Origin of the sequence: Streptomyces tremellae (assembly GCF_039540215.1) — a bacterium.
Taxonomy (GTDB): Bacteria; Actinomycetota; Actinomycetes; order Streptomycetales; family Streptomycetaceae; genus Streptomyces; species Streptomyces tremellae.
The window spans coordinates 12421-30038 of the sequence record NZ_BAABEP010000037.1 but is presented as its reverse complement, the minus strand read 5'-3'; the positions used below and the strand labels follow the sequence as shown (position 1 = coordinate 30038).

The 17618-nt window shown below is 73.5% G+C and carries 14 protein-coding genes and 2 pseudogenes; 6 read left to right on the top strand and 10 right to left on the bottom strand.

All coding sequences use genetic code 11. The features are described 5' to 3' along the window. Positions 1–32: 32 nt before the first annotated feature. The 8 genes and pseudogenes from ABEA77_RS22735 to ABEA77_RS22700 form a co-directional block, all read right to left on the bottom strand. A pseudogene (locus ABEA77_RS22735) lies at positions 33–1046 on the bottom strand (chitinase); the annotation flags it as partial. 263 nt (positions 1047–1309) lie between these two features. Continuing rightward, the gene (locus ABEA77_RS22730) at positions 1310–1864 is read right to left on the bottom strand and encodes a bifunctional DNA primase/polymerase (RefSeq protein WP_345650659.1); all 555 of its coding nucleotides are present in this window, start codon (positions 1862–1864) and stop codon (positions 1310–1312) included. A 316-nt stretch (positions 1865–2180) separates the two neighbouring features. After that, positions 2181–3614 (bottom strand): NAD(P)/FAD-dependent oxidoreductase, encoded by a 1434-nt coding sequence (locus tag ABEA77_RS22725; protein WP_345650656.1) that lies wholly within the window; start codon positions 3612–3614, stop codon positions 2181–2183. A gap of 29 nt (positions 3615–3643) precedes the next feature. After that, entirely contained in the window at positions 3644–4435 is a 792-nt protein-coding gene (locus tag ABEA77_RS22720; RefSeq protein ID WP_345650733.1) for an ABC transporter permease, read from the bottom strand. Positions 4436–4443: 8 nt separating this feature from the next. After that, the gene (locus ABEA77_RS22715) at positions 4444–5379 is read right to left on the bottom strand and encodes an ABC transporter permease (RefSeq protein ID WP_345650653.1); all 936 of its coding nucleotides are present in this window, start codon (positions 5377–5379) and stop codon (positions 4444–4446) included. Continuing rightward, positions 5376–6530: an ABC transporter ATP-binding protein gene (locus ABEA77_RS22710; protein WP_345650650.1), complete on the bottom strand. Its 1155-nt coding sequence runs from the start codon at positions 6528–6530 to the stop codon at positions 5376–5378. The genes ABEA77_RS22715 and ABEA77_RS22710 overlap by 4 nt, the downstream gene beginning before the upstream one ends. A 48-nt stretch (positions 6531–6578) precedes the next feature. After that, entirely contained in the window at positions 6579–7826 is a 1248-nt protein-coding gene (locus ABEA77_RS22705; RefSeq protein ID WP_345650647.1) for an ABC transporter substrate-binding protein, read from the bottom strand. Between the two features lie 26 nt (positions 7827–7852). Continuing rightward, positions 7853–9370 carry a gamma-aminobutyraldehyde dehydrogenase gene (locus ABEA77_RS22700; RefSeq protein WP_345650644.1) on the bottom strand — a complete coding sequence of 506 codons (1518 nt, stop codon included), beginning with the start codon at positions 9368–9370 and terminating at the stop codon, positions 7853–7855. Positions 9371–9575: 205 nt separating this feature from the next. Between ABEA77_RS22700 and ABEA77_RS22695 the strand changes: the two are divergent. Continuing rightward, a pseudogene (locus ABEA77_RS22695) lies at positions 9576–9883 on the top strand (NADAR domain-containing protein); the annotation flags it as partial. Positions 9884–10055: 172 nt separating this feature from the next. Here the strand turns inward: ABEA77_RS22695 and ABEA77_RS22690 are convergent. Next, positions 10056–10748, bottom strand: coding sequence for a DUF4190 domain-containing protein (locus ABEA77_RS22690; protein WP_345650642.1), 693 nt, complete (start codon positions 10746–10748; stop codon positions 10056–10058). Positions 10749–10774: 26 nt separating this feature from the next. Here ABEA77_RS22690 and ABEA77_RS22685 point away from each other — a divergent pair, with 26 nt between their 5' ends. The 5 genes from ABEA77_RS22685 to ABEA77_RS22665 all read left to right on the top strand — a co-directional run bounded on the left by ABEA77_RS22685 (position 10775) and on the right by ABEA77_RS22665 (position 16012). Next, positions 10775–11932 carry an adenosine deaminase gene (locus ABEA77_RS22685; protein ID WP_425588363.1) on the top strand — a complete coding sequence of 386 codons (1158 nt, stop codon included), beginning with the start codon at positions 10775–10777 and terminating at the stop codon, positions 11930–11932. Further along, positions 11929–12633, top strand: coding sequence for a glycerophosphodiester phosphodiesterase (locus ABEA77_RS22680; RefSeq protein ID WP_345650636.1), 705 nt, complete (start codon positions 11929–11931; stop codon positions 12631–12633). Before ABEA77_RS22685 ends, ABEA77_RS22680 begins: the two co-directional genes overlap by 4 nt. 183 nt (positions 12634–12816) lie before the next feature. Continuing rightward, on the top strand, positions 12817–15096 hold the full coding sequence (locus ABEA77_RS22675; RefSeq protein WP_345650633.1) for a sensor histidine kinase: 2280 nt from the start codon (positions 12817–12819) through the stop codon (positions 15094–15096). Further along, positions 15093–15554 (top strand): roadblock/LC7 domain-containing protein, encoded by a 462-nt coding sequence (locus ABEA77_RS22670; RefSeq protein ID WP_345650630.1) that lies wholly within the window; start codon positions 15093–15095, stop codon positions 15552–15554. Before ABEA77_RS22675 ends, ABEA77_RS22670 begins: the two co-directional genes overlap by 4 nt. After that, positions 15551–16012 carry a DUF742 domain-containing protein gene (locus ABEA77_RS22665; RefSeq protein ID WP_345650627.1) on the top strand — a complete coding sequence of 154 codons (462 nt, stop codon included), beginning with the start codon at positions 15551–15553 and terminating at the stop codon, positions 16010–16012. Before ABEA77_RS22670 ends, ABEA77_RS22665 begins: the two co-directional genes overlap by 4 nt. A gap of 36 nt (positions 16013–16048) precedes the next feature. Here the strand turns inward: ABEA77_RS22665 and ABEA77_RS22660 are convergent, their stop codons facing one another. Further along, on the bottom strand, positions 16049–17488 hold the full coding sequence (locus tag ABEA77_RS22660) for a gamma-aminobutyraldehyde dehydrogenase (RefSeq protein ID WP_345650624.1): 1440 nt from the start codon (positions 17486–17488) through the stop codon (positions 16049–16051). Between the last annotated feature and the right edge of the window lie 130 nt (positions 17489–17618).

The following is a 17618-nucleotide window of genomic DNA, read 5'->3' as shown; positions in this document are numbered from 1 at the left end:
CCCGCACCGCCGCCGCGCTCAGCCCTGGGCGGTCACCCGAAGTACGCGTCGAAGGTGTCGGCGAAGGTGTTGTCGCCGAAGACGTCCCAGTTCACCGACCAGGCCATCAGCCCGCGCAGGTCGGGCCAGGTGCCGTGCGGGGTGTACGAGCCGCAGGAGGTGCCCTTGGTCAGGCAGTCGAGGGTGCTCGTGACGGCGGAGGAGTCGATGTAGCCGCCGCCGGCGTTGACGGAGGCGGGCAGCCCGATCGCCACCTGGTCGGGGCGGAGCGCGGGGAAGACCCGCGAGGTGTCGCCGGCCACCGGGAAGCCGGTGAGCAGCATGTCCGTCATCGCGATGGGGAAGTCGGCGCCGCCCATGGAGTGGTACTGGTTGTCAAGACCCATGATGGGCCCGGAGTTGTAGTCCTGGACCGTGAGCAGGGTGAGGTCGTCGCGCAGCGCGTAGATGACGGGCAGGTAGGCGCCGGAGCGCGGGTCCTGGGTGCCGGAGGCGCCGGCGCCGTAGAACTGGTGGCCGAGCTGGACGAAGAAGGTCTCCGGCGCCATGGTCAGGGTGAAGCCGCTGCCGTACGTCGACTTGAGCGTCTTCAGCGCGGAGATGAGGTTGACGATCGCGGGTGTCGTCGGGGCGCGGAAGTCATTGTCGCCGGGGTCGAGGGAGAGCGAGTCGTTCTCGAAGTCGATGTCGACGCCGTCGAGTCCGTAGGTGTCGATGATCTTCGACACGGACGCGACGAAGGCGTCTCTGGCCGCGGTGGTGGTGAGCTGCACCTTGCCGTTGGCGCCGCCGATCGACACGAGCACCTTCTTGCCCTCGGCCTGCTTGGCCTTGACCGCCGCCTTGAAGGCGTCGGCGGACTCGACGTTGGGGCACTCGCTCGTCGGGCAGAGGCTGAAGTCGATCTGCCCCGAGGTGGGCGAGGTCGGCTCGGCGAAGGCCAGGTCGATGACGTCCCAGGAGTCGGGGACGTCGGCGAGCGGGATGTAGCCGGAGCCGTTGGCGAAGCTCGCGTGCACGTAGCCGACGAGGGCGTGGGAGGGGAGGTCGGCGGCGGGGGCGGCCTCGGCCCGCGCGGGCGCCGCCGCGTCGGCGGTCTGGGACGCGGCGACGAGGCCGCCTGCCGTGAGCAGCGCCGTGGCGAACGCCGCGACAAGCAGGGTGTAGGGGGAGCGCCGCTTGGTGGGGTCCACGAGTGCCTCCGGAGGAGCGGGTGGGGGGACGGAGCGGCGCCGGGCACGGGACGCGTGTCCGCGCGGGAGCCACTCATGACATGATCCCGACAAGATGGTCCAGACCAATCGCCTTGTCAAGACTCCCCGTTGCCCCACGGCCCGGCGCCCTGCCCCTCCCCTCGGCCGGCGGGCCGGCCCCGCGCCCCCTCCTCCGGGGCCTCGGTCCCTGCCGACTCGGCGAGGCTCGCCGCGGCCTCGTGCATGGCGAGTTCGAGCACGGCGGGGTCGGTGAGTGTGCCCGAGCCGTCCGGTACGACGAGCCAGCGCATCCCCGCCGACCCGCGGCCCGGGTGCGGGACGACGATCCAGGTGCCGCGGCCCGCTCCGCGCACCCCGGTGCCGAGCCAGCGTGCGGCCGTGCCCGGCGGCACGAAGAACCAGGTGCGGTCCTCGCCCGGGTCGGTGAGCACGGGTCCGGGCCGCGGGACCAGCCGCGCCAGCACGTCGAGCGTGCGGCGGCCGAGTTCCGAGGGGAGCATCAGCACGTCCCAGCGGCGCCCCGCGGGCAGCAGCGCCACGCCCGCCGGATTGCGCTCCCACTCCCAGCGGCACACCGCGGGATCGGGTGCCGCCGACGCGAGCCACTCCACCGCGCTCCTCGTGCCAGAGGTCCCACCCGAGTCAGCCATCCGCCCCGTCTCCCCTTCTCGTCTCTCGTCCGGTACGGGCACCGCGCGGTCGGCGCGGTGCCGGACACCGTGTCCACCAGGGGAGAGCGGGGTGGGGCGCCGTTATGACGCGGGTTCCGCGACGGATGACGGATTGTTTCCGGTGATCTGGATCACGCGCGCGGCGGTACGGGCCCCGTGCGGGAGCCGGCGCGCCGGAGGCGGGCCCTGACCGCCGCGGGGCCGCGACCGGGTCCGGCCGGGCCCCCGGCGAGCGGGCGCCCGGTGGGCCGGCGTCCGGTGGGCCGGCGTCCGGTGGGCCGGCGTCCGGTCCGCCTCAGCTGTCGAAGCCGAGGCCGAGCCGGTCCAGGGCGCGCAGCCACAGGTTGCGCCGGCCGCCCGTCGCGTCCGCGCGGGCCATCGACCACTTGGTGAGGCCGATCCCGGCCCACGCGAGGGGCTCGGGCGGGAAGGGCGCCGGCCTGCGCCGCACCATCTCCAGCGAGGTGCGCTCGGTGGGCTCGCCGCAGAGCAGGTCGAGCATGACGTCGGCGCCGAACCTGGTCGCGCCGACGCCGAGGCCGGTGAAGCCCGCCGCGTAGGCGACGCGCCCCTGGTGCGCGGTGCCGTAGAAGGCGGCGAAGCGGGTGCAGGTGTCGATGGCGCCGCCCCAGGCGTGGCTGAAGCGGACGCCTTCGAGCTGCGGGAAGCAGTGGAAGAAGTGCGTGGCGAGCTTCAGGAAGGTCTCGGGGCGCTGGTCGCGGTCGGCGTCGAGCCGCCCGCCGAAGGGGTAGACGGCGTCGTAACCGCCCCACAGGACACGGTTGTCCGCGGTCAGCCGGAAGTAGTGGAACTGGTTGGCGCTGTCGCCGAGCCCCTGCCGGCCGCGCCAGCCGACCGAGGCGAGCTGCGCGGGCGTGAGGGGCTCGGTCACCAGCGCGTAGTCGTAAACGGGCACGGTGTACGGGCGGACGCGGCGCAGCAGCGAGGGGAAGACGTTGGTGCCGAGCGCGGCCTGCCGCGCGCCGATCGCGCCGTACGGGGTGCGCACGGCGACGCCCTCGCCGGAGCGCGCGAGGGCGAGACCGGGCGTGTTCTCGTAGATCCTGACGCCGAGTCCGCGGCAGGCGCGCTTGAGGCCCCAGGCGAGGGCGGCCGGGTTGACGAGGGCGACGCCCTCGCGGTCCCGGAGTCCGCCGAGGAAGGTGGGCGAGTCGACCTCCGCGCGTACGGCGTCCCGGTCGAGGAGTTCGAGCCCGGTGACGCCGGCCGCCTCCGCCGCGTCCTTCAGCGCGGCCAGCTCGGCGAGCTGGTGGGGTGCGGTGGCGACGTCGATCTCGCCGGTGCGCTCGAAGTGGCAGTCGATGCCGTGGCGGGCGACGGCGTCCTCGATCGCGTCGAGGTTGCGTGCCCCCAGCTCCTCCAGGGTGCGCAGTTCGCCGGGCCAGCGGGCGAGGCCGTTGGGCAGGCCGTGGGTGAGGGAGGCGGCGCAGAAGCCGCCGTTGCGGCCGGACGCCGCCCAGGCCACCTCGCGGCCCTCGATGAGGACGACGTCGCGTCCCGGGTCGCGCTCCTTGGCGATCAGCGCGGTCCACAGGCCGCTGTAGCCGCCGCCGACGACCAGCAGGTCGCACTGCTCCGTGCCGGTGAGCGCGGGGAGCGCGGCGGGCCTGCCGGGGTCGTCCAGCCAGTACGGCACGGGCCTGGCGCCCGCGAGGGACGCGGCGGCCGAGCGGGCGGCGTGCGGGGTGTCCGTGGCTCCCTGGGGCATCTCTGGCAGCTCCTTCCTGGCGCCGGCGGTCAGGACGCGGCCCTGCCGCGCCGGCGGCTGACGGCCTGGCCGGTGACGACGACCAGTACGGCGATGATGAACATCGCCGTGCCGATCACGTTGATCTGCACCGGCGTGCCGCGCTGCGCGGAGCCCCAGACGAACATGGGGAAGGTCACCGTGGAGCCGGCGTTGAAGTTGGTGATGATGAAGTCGTCGAACGAGAGCGCGAAGGACAGCAGCGCTCCCGCCACGATGCCGGGCGCCGCGATCGGCAGGGTGACCCGCAGGAAGGTCTGCGCGGGGCCCGCGTACAGGTCGCGCGCGGCCTCCTCGAGACGCGGGTCCATGGACATCACGCGTGCCTTCACGGCGACGACGACGAAGCTCAGGCAGAACATGATGTGGGCGATGAGGATGGTCCAGAAGCCCAGCTGGACGCCGAGGTTGAGGAAGAGGGTCAGCAGCGAGGCCGCCATCACCACCTCGGGCATGGCCATCGGCAGGAAGATCAGCGAGTTGACCGGGCCGCGACCGCGGAAGCGGTGCCTGACGAGGGCGAAGACGATCATCGTGCCGAGCAGGGTCGCGCCGATCGTCGCGTACACGGCGATCTGGAGGGAGAGGCCGAGCGAGCCGCAGAGGCCCGCGGCGCCGCACGGCGACGTCCACGCGTCGAGGGAGAAGTGGTTCCACGAGTAGTTGAACCGGCCGGTGGGCTTGTTGAAGGAGAAGACCAGGACGACGACGTTGGGCAGGACCAGATAGGCCAGGGTGAGCAGGCCGGCGATCACCACCAGGTGCCGCCGCAGGGCGCGCAGCGCGGTCGTCACAGCAGTTCCTCCGTTCCCGCCCGGCGGATGTAGAGGGTGACCACGAGGAGGACGACCGCCATGAGGATGAAGGACAGCGCGGCGGCGGCCGGGTAGTCGAGCACGGTGAGGAACTGCGACTGGATGACGCTGCCGATCATCTTGGTGTCGGCGGAGCCGAGCAGCTGCGCGTTGACGTAGTCGCCGCTCGCGGGGATGAACGTGAGCAGGGTGCCGGAGACGACGCCGGGCAGCGACATCGGGAAGGTCACCTTGCGGAAGGTGGTCAGCGGGGTCGCGTACAGGTCGCCCGCCGCCTCGTGCAGCCGGTGGTCGATGCGTTCGAGCGAGGTGTAGAGCGGCAGGATCATGAACGGCAGGAAGTTGTAGGTGAGTCCGGTGACGACGGCGAGCGGGGTGGCGAGCAGCCGGTCGCCGCTGGTCCAGCCGAGGGCGTTGGTCAGGTCGAGGACGTGCGCCGAGTTCAGCAGCGCCACCACGGGCCCGCCGTCGGCGAGGATCGTCTTCCACGCCAGGGTGCGGATCAGGAAGCTGGTGAAGAACGGCGCGATGACGAGGACGAGCAGCAGGTTGCGGCAGCGCCCGCCCCGGAAGGCGATGAGGTACGCGAGCGGGTAGCCCGCGGCCAGGCACAGCAGGGTCGCGACGGCGGCGTACAGCAGGGAGCGCAGGAACTGCGGGTAGTACAGCTGGAGCGCGTGCCAGTACGTCTGGACGTGCCAGGTGACGCGGAAGCCCGCTTCGAGCGAGCCGGTCTGCACGGACGTGGACGCCTGGTAGACGAGCGGGACGACGAAGAAGACGAGGAGCCACAGGACGCCGGGCAGCAGCAGCCAGTACGGCACGAGCCGCTTGCGGCGCGGTGTGCGGCGCGCGGCCGGCTCCCCGGCTTCGGGCGCCGCCTGCGCCGGGGGCGCGGTGGCGGCGCTCATGCGGCTTCCCCCTCGCCCGCGGTGATGTCCTGGTCGGCGCCGAGGCCGAAGGTGTGGTCGGGGTTCCAGTGCAGGACGACGTCGGCACCGGGCACGAGGCGGCCGTCGCGCTCGATGTTCTGCGCGTACACCTCAAGACCCCGGCCGGCAGGGCTGTCGACGACGTACTGGGTGGAGACGCCGATGAAGCTCGCGCCCGTGATGCGTCCTGGCACGCGGTTGCGGCCCTCGGGCACGGTCTCCGCGTCGTCGGCGTGGGTGAGGGCGATCTTCTCGGGCCGCACGCCGACGAGGACCTTGCCGCCCGTGGCGGTGGGGGCGGTGCACCGGCCGGCGGGCAGGGTGAGCCTGCAGCCGCCGCCCGAGACCGTCAGGCCCGTGCCGTCGGCGCCGAGGACCTCGGTCTCGATCAGGTTGGACGTGCCGAGGAAGTTCGCGACGAACGTCGTACGCGGGTTCTCGTACAGCTCGCCCGGGGTGCCGAGCTGTTCGACGCGGCCCGCGCTCATCACCGCGATGGTGTCGGCCATCGTCATGGCCTCCTCCTGGTCGTGGGTGACGTGGACGAAGGTGACGCCGACCTCGGTCTGGATGCGCTTGAGTTCGAGCTGCATCTGTCGGCGCAACTTGAGGTCGAGGGCGCCGAGCGGCTCGTCGAGCAGCAGCACCTGCGGGCGGTTGATCAGGGCGCGGGCGACGGCGACGCGCTGCTGCTGGCCGCCGGAGAGCTGCTGCGGCTTGCGGCGCGCGTAGCCTCCGAGCTGTACGAGGTCGAGCATCTCGCCGACCTGCTTCTTCACGGACGTGATGCCGCGCCTGCGCAGTCCGAAGGCGACGTTCTCGTAGATGTCGAGGTGCGGGAAGAGTGCGTAGCTCTGGAAGACGGTGTTGACGGGGCGCTTGTGCGGGGGCAGGTCGGTGACGTCGCGGTCGCCGAGGAAGACGGTGCCCGTGGTGGGGTCCTCCAGGCCCGCGATCATCCGCAGGGTGGTGGTCTTCCCGCAGCCGGAGGCGCCGAGCAGCGCGAAGAACGTCCCCTGGGGCACGGTGAGGTCGAGGGGCCTGACGGCCTGGAAGGTGCCGTACTTCTTGCTGATCCCGGTGAGGCGGACGTCGCCGCCGGCCGGCGCGGTGGATGCGGTCTCTGTCATCGGTTCCGGTCCCGTGGCTGGTGGGTCGAGGGGCGGCGGGCGCGCCGGCTAGGCGCCGATGAGCCGGGAGAACTTCTGCTCGAGGGCGGTGTCCTCCTTGTTGCTCAGGGCGCGGAAGGAGTGGGATGCGGCCTGCATCTTCGCGTCCGGGATGATCAGTACGTTGGCCGCGGCGTCCTTGTCGAGCTTCGCGAGCTCCGGCCTGACGTTGTCGCAGGGGCAGACGTAGTTGATGTAGGCGGCGAGCCGCGCGGCGGCGGGCGGCTCGTAGTAGTAGTCCATGAGGCGCTCGGCGTTGGCCCGGTGCCTGGCCTTCGCGGGGACCATCATGTTGTCGCTGGAGATCATGTAGCCGGCCTTGGGCACGGCGTAGCGGATGTCGGGGTTCTCCGCCTGGAGCTGGACGATGTCGCCGGCCCAGGCGACGCACGCGGCGATGTCGCCCTTGTCCAGGTCGGACGTGTAGTCGTTGCCGGCGAAGCGGCGGATCTGGTTGCTGTCGACCCCCTTCTGGAGCCGGGCGATCGCCGCGTCGTAGTCGTCGGTGGTGAAGGTGGCGGGGTCCTTGCCCATGTCGAGCAGGGTCATGCCCATGGTGTCGCGCATCTCGGTGAGGAAGGCGACCCGCCCTCTGAGCCGGGGGTCGTCGAGGAGCTGGGAGACGGAGTCGACCTTCCGGCCGCCGGTGGCCTTGACGTTGTACGCGATGACGGCGGGGATGCCGGCCCACGGGTAGGAGTGCGCGCGGCCGGGGTCCCAGTCGGGGCTGCGGAACTGGTCGATGAGGTTGGCGTAGGCGTGCGGCAGCCGCTCGGCGTCGAGGGTCTGCGCCCAGCCGAGGCCGATGATGCGGCCGACGAGCCAGTCGGTGAGCACGATGATGTCGCGGCCGATGTCCTGGCCCGCGGCGAGCTGCGGCTGGATCTTGCCGAAGAACTCGTTGTTGTCGTTGATGTCGGTGCTGTAGGCGACCTTGACGCCGGTGCGCCGGGTGAACTCCTCCAGCGTCGGATAGTGCTTGCCGTCGTCGGTGACGTCGATGTACTCGGTCCAGTTGGAGAAGACGACCTTCTTCTCGCGCGCCGAGTGGTCGGGGTCGCCCCCGGGCCCGGTCTCCTTCCTGGCCGCCGGGATGCCGCAGCCGGTGAGCGCGGCGAAGCCGCCGAAGGTCAGGGCGCCGAGCCCGCAGGACCGCAGCAGGGAGCGGCGGGTGAGGGCGCCCCTGCCCGTGGTGAGGTGCCGCCGTATCGCCGCGAGCTGGACCGGCGAGAGGCCCTCGGGTTCTTCGTCTGCCATGGCCTGTGCCCTCCCGGAAGTTTCCGTCACGTCCTGTCCCCGAAGACCGTGCGGTGCCAGTCCTTGGCCGCGGTCGCGGTGTTGTCGTACATGACATGCTTGACCTGCGTGTACTCCTCGAAGGAGTACGCCGACATGTCCTTGCCGTAGCCGCTGTGCCGGTAGCCGCCGTGGGGCATCTCGCTGATGATCGGGATGTGGTCGTTGATCCAGACGCAGCCGGCCCGCAGTGCGCGGGTGGCGCGCCCCGTGCGGTAGACGTCGCGGCTCCAGGCGGAGGCCGCGAGACCGTAGGGGGTGTCGTTGGCGAGGGCGATGCCCTCGTCGTCGGTGTCGAAGGGGACGGCGACGAGGACGGGACCGAAGATCTCGGCCTGCACGGCCTCGCTGTCCTGCGGGGCGTCCGCGATGAGCGTGGGCAGGTAGTAGGCGCCGCCCGCGAGGTCGCCGGCGGGCGCGGCGCCGCCGGTGACGACGCGGGCGCGGGCGCGGGCCCGGTCCACGAAGCCGGCGACCCGGTCGCGGTGGGCGTGGGAGATGAGCGGCCCGATGTCGGTGTCCTCGGCGAAGGGATCGCCGACGCGTACGCTCTCCATCAGCGCGGCGACGCGTGCCACGAACGCGTCGTACAGCGGCCGCTGTACGTAGGCGCGGGTGGCGGCGGTGCAGTCCTGGCCGGTGTTGATCAGGGAGCCGGCGACGGCGCCGCGCGCCGCGGCCTCCAGATCGGCGTCGTCGAAGACGAGGAAGGGCGCCTTGCCGCCGAGTTCGAGGTGGAGCCGGGTGACGGTGGCGGCGGCGAGTTCCGCGACGCGCCTGCCGACGGCGGTCGAGCCGGTGAAGGACGTCATCGCGACGTCCGGGTGGGCGACGAGGTGTTCGCCCGCCTCGGGGCCCGTGCCGCACACGACGTTGACGACCCCGTCGGGGATCCCGGCGTCCCGGGCGGCCTGCGCGAACAGCAGCGAGGTCAGGGGCGTGGTCTCGGCGGGCTTGAGCACGATGGTGTTGCCCGCGGCCACGGCGGGCAGCACCTTCCACGCGGCCATCTGGAGCGGGTAGTTCCAGGGCGCGATGGAGCCGACGACGCCGATGGCCTCCCGCCGTACGTACGAGGTGTGGTCCGCGCTGTACTCGCCGGCCGCGGCACCCTGGAGGTGGCGGGCGGCGCCCGCGAAGAACGCGGCGTTGTCGACGGTGCCCGGCACGTCGAAGCCGGTGGAGAGCTTCAGCGGCTTGCCGCACTGGAGGGACTCGGCGTGCGCGAGGTCGTCGGCGCGCCCGGCGAGCACGGCGGCGAAGCGGTGCAGGGCGTCGGAGCGCTCGCCCGGGGTGGCCGAGGACCAGGCGGGGAAGGCGGCGACGGCGGCGGCGACCGCCGCGTCCACGTCGGCGGCGGAGGCGAGGTGGTAGGAGAACACCGTCTCGCCGGTGGCCGGATCCACCACGTCCTGGGTACGTCCCGAGGTGCCGTGCGTGAGCCGCCCGCCGATGAACTGCGCCCCGTCGACGAAGCGTTTCTCTGCCTGGAAGCGGTCCCTCATGAACGTTCTCCGTTGTTCCAGCTTCGATTGAGTGCCGATCCTGGCAGAGCATCGCCCATGCAACAAGGGATTCCGTTGTTTCCTTTTGGTTACGCAACGGAATCGGTCGACCACTCGGGACCCGGGGACGCGTCCGCCGCGGGCGTCACGGGGCCCGCTGCCAGACCGGCCGCACGGACCCGGAGGCGGACGGCCCGGCGGCGGACCCGGCCGAGCGGACACGGCGGTGCGGCTGGTGCGCGGCATCGACGAGGAGGTCTGGCGGCGGGAGCGCTTCGCCCTGGTGGTGGCGACGGCCCGCGTGCACGAGTTCGGCCGGGGCCCGGCGCTGCGGGCGTTCCTGCCGGGGACGGGCGGGCGGGTCCTGGTGGAGGCGAGCCCGGTGGACCGGATCTGGGGTATCGGCCTCTCCGCGGACGCCGGGCGCGCCCCGGACCCGGCACTCCGGCGCGGCCCCACCCCCCTGGACTCGCCCTGATGGAGGCCCGCGCCCGGCTCGCCGCCACGGCCTGAGCCGGGCCCCGCGGCCCGGCATGACATGAGGGGGAGCGCCGCGAGACCGGGTGTGAGGAGCCGCCGCGAGGCCGCCGGGCACGGCCGCTGCGGGGCCGTCAGGCGCGCGGGCTCAGGCTCGACGGTGAACTCGGCGACATGATCGCCCCGAGCCGGCCGTCAGGCGCGCGGCTCAGGGGTTGACCGTCAGGGATGTGGCGAAGGGGTCGCCGTCCGAGAACGGGTCGTCGTCGTGGCGGTGGTCGGAGCGCACGCCGATCACGATCGCCACGATCAGGAAGGCGATCACCAGGGCCCCGATCACCGTGCCGATCCACCCCAGGATCAGCCCGGCCGTGGCGGCGCCGCGGTTGGTCGCCTCGCCCCTGTCGGCCTTGCGGCGGCCCTTGACGCCCAGGACGATCGCGACGATGCCGGCGATCATGCCGAAGATGCCGTACAGGCAGAACCCGACCACGGAGATGATGCCGAGCACCATGGCCGCGGTGCCCAGGCCGTTGGACGGCATGGGCGTGCCCGTGCCCCAGGCCGCGCCCGGGTAGGGCGCGGGCCCGCCGGGGTAGGGCGGGTAGCCGTAGGGGCCCGGGGGATAGCCGGGGGCCTCGCCGTAGCCGGGCGGGGGCGGGTATGGCCCGGGGCCCTGGGCGGGGCTCCCCGCAGGCGGCTGCCCCGGGTATCCGTAGGGGCCGGGAGCGGGCGGCGGCGGGGGCACGGCGCCCGGCTGCCCCGCGACCGTCGGCTGGTCGTGCACCGAGCCGCCCTGCGGCGGGGCGGCCGGCTTGTCGAGCGACGGCCGCTGCCCGGGCGGCGCCCACGGGTCCCTCGGCCGCTCGCCGTCCGGCTGCTGCCCGTTCTCGTCTGGCATCGCGATTCCCCCTCGTCCGACCGGCCATGCTACGGCCTCGGCCGCCGCACCGGCCTCCCGGGTTTTCCCGCGCCCGCTCCGCATACGATGATCCGTCGACGCCCGGCCGCGCCGCCCGCCAGGCCCCGCCCCGACCGCGCCGCTTCACTGGAGGAGCCATGTCCGATCTGCACCCGTTCATCGCGGGGCTGCCCAAGGCCGAGCTGCACGTGCACCACGTCGGCTCCGCGTCGCCGCGCATCGTGGCGGAACTGGCCGGGCGGCACGCCGACTCGAAGGTGCCGACCGACCCGGACGCCCTCGCCGACTACTTCACCTTCACCGACTTCGCCCACTTCATCGAGGTGTACCTGTCGGTGGTCGACCTGGTGCGCACGCCCGAGGACGTCAGGCTGCTGACGTTCGAGGTCGCCCGCGACATGGCGCGGCAGAACATCCGCTACGCCGAGCTGACGGTCACCCCGTCGAGCTCGACCTCCCGCGGCATCGGCGACCGCGCCTTCCTGGAGGCCATAGAGGACGCCCGCAAGGCCGCCGAGTCCGAACTCGGCGTCGTCCTGCGGTGGATCTTCGACATCCCGGGCGAGGCGGGCCTCGCCGCCGCCGAGGAGACCGCGCGGCTCGCGGTGGACCTGCGGCCCGAGGGCCTGGTCGGCTTCGGCCTCGGCGGACCCGAGATCGGCGTGCCGCGCCCGCAGTTCAAGCCGTACTTCGACCGGGCCGTCGCGGCCGGGCTGCACTCGGTGCCGCACGCGGGCGAGACCACGGGCCCCGAGACCGTGTGGGACGCGCTGCGCGAGCTGCGCGCCGAGCGGATCGGGCACGGCACCAGCTCCGTGCGCGACCCGGAGCTGCTGCGGTACCTCGCCGAGCACCGCGTCCCGCTTGAGGTCTGCCCGACGAGCAACATCGCGACCCGGGCCGTCGCGACGCTGGACGAGCACCCGATCGCGCTGATGGTGGAGGCGGGCGTGCTGGTGACCGTGAACAGCGACGACCCGCCGATGTTCGGCACCGACCTCAACCAGGAGTACGGGGTCGCCGCGCGTCTCCTCGGCCTCGACGAGCGGGGCGTCGCGGACCTGGCGAAGAACTCCGTGGAGGCGTCCTTCCTCGACGCGGCGGGCAAGCAGCGCATCGCCGCCGAGATCGACGCCTACACCGACGCCTGGCTCGCCCGGTGACCGGGCGGGCCACCGCCGCGCCGGGGCGCACGGTCGTCGCGGTGGCGCACCGCGGGGACCCCTACCGGGTGCGGGAGAACACGCTCGCCTCGATCCGCTCGGCCGCCGCGCGCGGCGCGGGCGCCGTCGAGACCGACGTGCGGCTCACCCGCGACGGGGTGCCGGTGCTGCTGCACGACGCCTCGCTCAAGCGGCTCTGGGGCCACCCGCGGCAGCTCGCCGACCTGAGAGCGGCGGACGTGGCCGAGCTGACCGGCGGCGGTGTGCCGGCGCTGCGGGAGGTGCTCGCGGCCACGGACTGCCGGCTCCAGCTCGACCTGCCGGGCGCGACCCCCGAGGCCGTGCGCACCATGGTGGGCGTGGTCCGCGAGTGCGGCGCTGCCGGGCGCGTCTACTGGACGGGCGCGCCGTCCACGATGCTCGCGGTGCGCGCGGAGGACGCGGCGGCGGAGATCGCGATGACCTGGAAGACGGTGGTGCCGCCGCCGCCCTCGCTGCTCGCGGCGGTACGCCCCCGCTGGGTCAACTACCGCTTCGGCGTGGTGACTTCCGAGGTCGTGGCGCGCGGACACCGGGACGGCGTGCTGGTGTCGGCGTGGACCGTGGACACCGCGCACACGATGCGCCGGCTGGTGCGCGGCGGGATCGACGCGCTGACCACCAACCGGGTCGACGTCCTGGTGCGGCTGCTGTCGCGCTGACGGGCTGACGGGCTGCGGGGCGCGGGGCGCGGGGCCCCGCCGCCCGGGAACCGCATGCGCACGACATCTGAACTTTCTTCCTCTTTTGCGGTATGGCTAGTATCGAAATCGCCAGACCTCCCAATGGTTTTGACCGGTTGTGCGCGACCGGTCCCACGCAAGGAGCGAGTCCTGCGCAGCGTTGTGTCCCGGCGGTCCGACACCACGAGCCTTTCGCTGCGGGCGGCCCTCCTGATCCTGGCGTTCGTGCCGGGTGTCGCGCTCACCGCCCTGTGGGCGGTCACCAGCGGCCAGACGTACGCCCAGTTCCAGCGCGAGCAGGCGCACAACCGGCTGGTGCAGCGGGCCGGGCTGCCCGCGGTCGCCGTCTACGCGGACCTGCAGGCGGAGCGCGCGCTGAGCGCGGGCGCGCTGGCCGGTGCCCGGGGCGCTGCCGATGCCCTGGGCGCACAGCGGGCCCGCACGGACGCGGCGGTGGCCGCGTTCGCCGGGCCCGCCGCCGAGACGGCGGGCGTGCCGGGCGAGATGCGCGACGCGGTGGCGAAGGCGCGCCAGGCGCTGCGCCAACTGCCCGCGCAGCGCGCCCTGGTGGACCGGGGCAGCGCGGCGGACCAGGCGTCCGTGTACCGCTCGTACACGAACCTCATCACGGTGGACCTGCACCTGTTCACGGCGCTCAGCCACGCAGACGACAGCCGGGTCAACTCGGTGGCGCAGCCGCTGATGGACCTGTTCTGGGCCGAGGAGATGCGCTCGCGTTCCGACGCGCTGCTCGCCCGCGGCTGGCCGAGGCGCGCCCTGGCTCCCGACACCGTGCAGCAGGTCAGGGACGCGGTGGCGCAGGAGTCGTTCGAGTTCGAGGTGAAGGTGCTGCCCTACCTCCCCGACGACGAGCGCGACGCGTGGGACGGGCTGATGGCGGGCGAGGACTGGCAGGCGAAGACCGCGGTGGAGCAGAGCCTGCTGGTCCCGGTGGCGGCGGGCCCCGACGGCCTGGTGCCGCTCACCGCCGACGGTGCGTCCTGGCGCCGCTCCATGGACGCGCTGACGCCCCGCATCGGGGAGTTGGTGCGCCGGCGCACCGCCGACGTGGTCGCCACCGGCGACGACACCGTGCGCGCGCTGCTGTGGCGGATGGTGCTGACCTCGGCGGTCGGCCTGGCCGCCGTGGTGGCCGTGGTCCTCACCACGTGGCGCCTGACCAGGTCGCTGCGGCGCAGGATCGGCGCGCTCCAGGAGCGCGCCGAGGAGCTGGAGCGGACACTGCCCGACGTCGTGGAGCGGCTCGCGCAGGGCGAGGCGATCGACGTGGACGCCGGGGCAGGCCCCGGCGAGGACGCCGAGGGCGGCGACGAACTGGCCAGGCTCGGACGGGCGTTGGACCTGGCGCGGGCGAGCGCGCTGGGCGCCGCGGTCCGCCAGGCCGAGCTGCACAGGGGCTTCGAGCGGCTGCTCCAGCGCATCGCGCGCCGCACCCAGCGGCTGATCGGCCAGCAGCTGAGGAAGCTGGACGAGCTGGAGCGCCGCCACGACGACCCCGAGGTGCTCGAAGGGCTTTTTGACCTGGACCACCTGACGGCGCGGCTGCGGCGGTACGAGGAGAACCTCGTGATCATGTCGGGCGGTTCGCCGCACCGGCGCTGGCGCAGGCCCGTGCCGCTGCTCGACGTGCTGCGCTCCGCGCAGGGTGAGGTGCACGACTACCGGCGGGTGGTGCTCGACCCGGGCGACGGCGGGTGGCTGGCGGCGCATGCGGTCGGCCCCGTCGGGCACGTGCTGGCCGAACTGATCGAGAACGGGCTCGCGTTCTCCCGACCGCCGAGCCCCGTCGAGGTGCGCGCCGCCCGGGTGGGCAGGGGCGTCGTGATCGAGGTGGAGGACCAGGGCCTCGGCCTGGACGAGGACCAGCGCGCCGAGGCCAACGAGCTGATGCTGAGCGCGCCGCGCCCCGACGTGCTGGCGCGCGCCGAGGACGTGCGGCTCGGCCTGCACGTCGTGGCACGCCTCGCCGGCCAGTACGGGCTGCGCGTGGAGTTCCTGCCCTCGGCCTCCGGCGGCACGCGCGCCGTGGTCTTCGTACCGGACGAGCTGACGGCCGCCCCTCCCCCACCGCCTGCGGCGGGCCCGCCGCCCCCGCCCGACCCGGCCGAGCTGCTGGGCCCCGCGGGTCCCCGCCCGCCGCCGGCCGGCGGGGACCGGGCGTACGCCTCAGGTGGTGCGGGGCCCGTCGACGCGCCCCTGCCGCGCCGGGTGCGGCAGGCCGCCCTGGCGGACGGGCTGCGCGGCGCCCCCGGCGGCGGCCCTGCGGGGGACCCGCCGCCGCCCCCTTCGGCCCGGCACGCGGGCGCCGCCATCGGCGCCTTCCAGCGGCAGTCCCGCGCCCGCAGGGCAGCGGCGGAGCCGCGCGCGCAGCAGCCACCCCCCGTCCCCACCCCTCCGGACACGAGAGAAGAACGGCCATGACGCGTACGACCGCCCCGCACCAGGACCTGGACTGGCTCCTCGACGGCCTCGTGGACTCCGTGGCCGGGACCAGGCACGCCGTCCTGCTCTCCGACGACGGCCTGGTGATGGCCGCGTCCGCCACGATCGGTCCGGCCGACGCGGAGCGGCTCGCCGCGATCTGCACCGGGCAGCAGAGTCTCGCCCGCGGGGTGGGCCGGCTGTTCGACGGAGGCACCGTGCACCAGGTGCTGGTGGAGCTGGCGGACCTGTGGCTGTTCATCGTCTCCGCGGGCGAGGGCGCCCACCTGGCGGTGGTCGCCTCTCAGGAGGTGGACGCCGAGGTGATGTCGCTCGCCATGCACGAGCTGGTGCAGCAGGTCGGCAGGAAGCTGGGGGCGCGCGCCCGCGACGCGTTCGGCGCCGAAACGCCCGCAGGCGGCCCCGCCGGGACCGCGCAGGGCGCGCACGGGGCGTGAACCGCCACGTGTACGGCGCGGCGGACCCCGCGGGCGGCGGCACAGGCCGCGAGCCGCCCGCGGACCCCGGGCTCCCCGGGGACGGGGATCCCGACGGCGAGGACGACGGCGCGGGCACCATGGTCCGCCCTTACACCATCACCGCGGGCCGCACCGCGCCCGAGTACGCGGACCTCACTCTGATCACGGTGCTGGCCACGGTCCCCGACCCACGGGGCGGCGCCGTGGAGCCGGCCGGGCTCCAGCCCGAGCACCGCCTGATCCTCCAGCGGTGCCGGCACGCGACGGCGCTCGCCGAGGTGTCCGCCGCGCTCGGCCTGCCGGTCTCGGTGACGAAGGTGCTCGCGGGGGACCTGGTGGCGGCGGGGCTGCTCCTCGCGCGCCCCCCGCTGACGGTGGCGGGCGCCGGGCACCTCGGCCTGCTGGCCGCCGTGCGCGACGGGCTGCGCAGGCTCTGACCCCCGCCGCCCGCGGCCCGGGGCGTTGGCGCCGGGTCAGTCCTCGATGGCGGTCATCACGTGCTTGACGCGCGTGTAGTCGTCGAAGCCGTACGAGGAGAGGTCCTTGCCGTAGCCGGACTTCTTGAAGCCGCCGTGCGGCATCTCGGCGACCAGCGGGATGTGGGTGTTGATCCAGACGCAGCCGAAGTCGAGGGCCTTGGACAGCCGCATGGCACGGGCGTGGTCCCTGGTCCACACGGAGGAGGCGAGGGCGTAGTCGACGCCGTTGGCGTACGCGAGCGCCTGGGCCTCGTCGGTGAAGGACTGGACGGTGATGACGGGCCCGAACACCTCGTTCTGGATGATCTCGTCGTCCTGCCTGAGGCCGGAGACGACGGTCGGCGCGTAGAAGTAGCCGCGGTCGCCGACGCGGTGGCCGCCCGCCTCGACCTTGGCGTGCGCGGGCAGCCGGTCGATGAAGCCGGCGACGCGCTCCAGCTGGGTGGCGTTGTTGAGGGGCCCGTACAGCACGTCCTCGTCGTCGGCGGCGCCGGTCTTCGTCTCGGCCGCCGCCTTGGCGAGCGCGGTGACGAAGTCGTCGTGGACGGACTCGTGGACGAGGACGCGGGTGGCGGCCGTGCAGTCCTGGCCCGCGTTGAAGAACCCGGCGACGGAGATGCCCTCGACGGCCTTGGCGATGTCGACGTCGCCGAAGACGATGACGGGTGCCTTGCCGCCGAGTTCGAGGTGGACGCGCTTGAGGTCCCTGGCCGCGGCTCCCGCGACCTCCATGCCGGCGCGGACCGATCCGGTGATGGAGGCCATCGCGGGCGTCGGGTGCTCGACCATGGCGCGGCCGGTGTCGCGGTCGCCGCAGATCACGTTGAACACGCCGGCGGGCGCGACCGAGCCGATGATCTCGGCCATCAGGACCGTGGAGGCGGGCGTCGTGTCCGAGGGCTTGAGGACGACGGTGTTGCCCGCGGCGAGCGCCGGGGCGAACTTCCACACGCCCATCATCATCGGGTAGTTCCAGGGGGCGACCTGCGCGCAGACGCCGAGCGGCTCGCGGCGCACGAAGGACGTGAGGCCGTCCATGTACTCGCCGGCCGAGCGGCCCTCCAGCATCCGGGCGGCGCCCGCGAAGAAGCGGATCTGGTCCACCATCGGCGGGATCTCCTCGGTGCGGGTGAGGCCGAGGGGCTTGCCGGTGTTCTCCGACTCGGCGGCGATCAGCTCCTCCGCTCGCTCCTCGAAGGCGTCCGCGATCTTCAGCAGGACCTTCTGGCGCTCGGCGGGCGTGGTGTCGCGCCAGGCGGGGAAGGCCGCGGCGGCGGCCTCCATCGCGGCGTCCACGTCCGCGGGGCCCGACAGGGGCGCCGTCGCGTAGACCTCGCCGGTGGCCGGGTTCACCACGTCGGTGGTGCGCCCGTCGGCGGCGTCCCGGAACTCTCCGTTGATGTAGTTGCGCAGACGGCGCGGCTCGGTGGTCACTGCCACCCCTCCTGTCGTTCCGTTGTCCGATACGTGAGACACCCACCCTAGCCAGGAGGGCGACGCTTTCGACAGGCCCGACGCCCCGTAACTTCGGATTCGGTTTATTTCAGGCCTCAGAACAACGAAT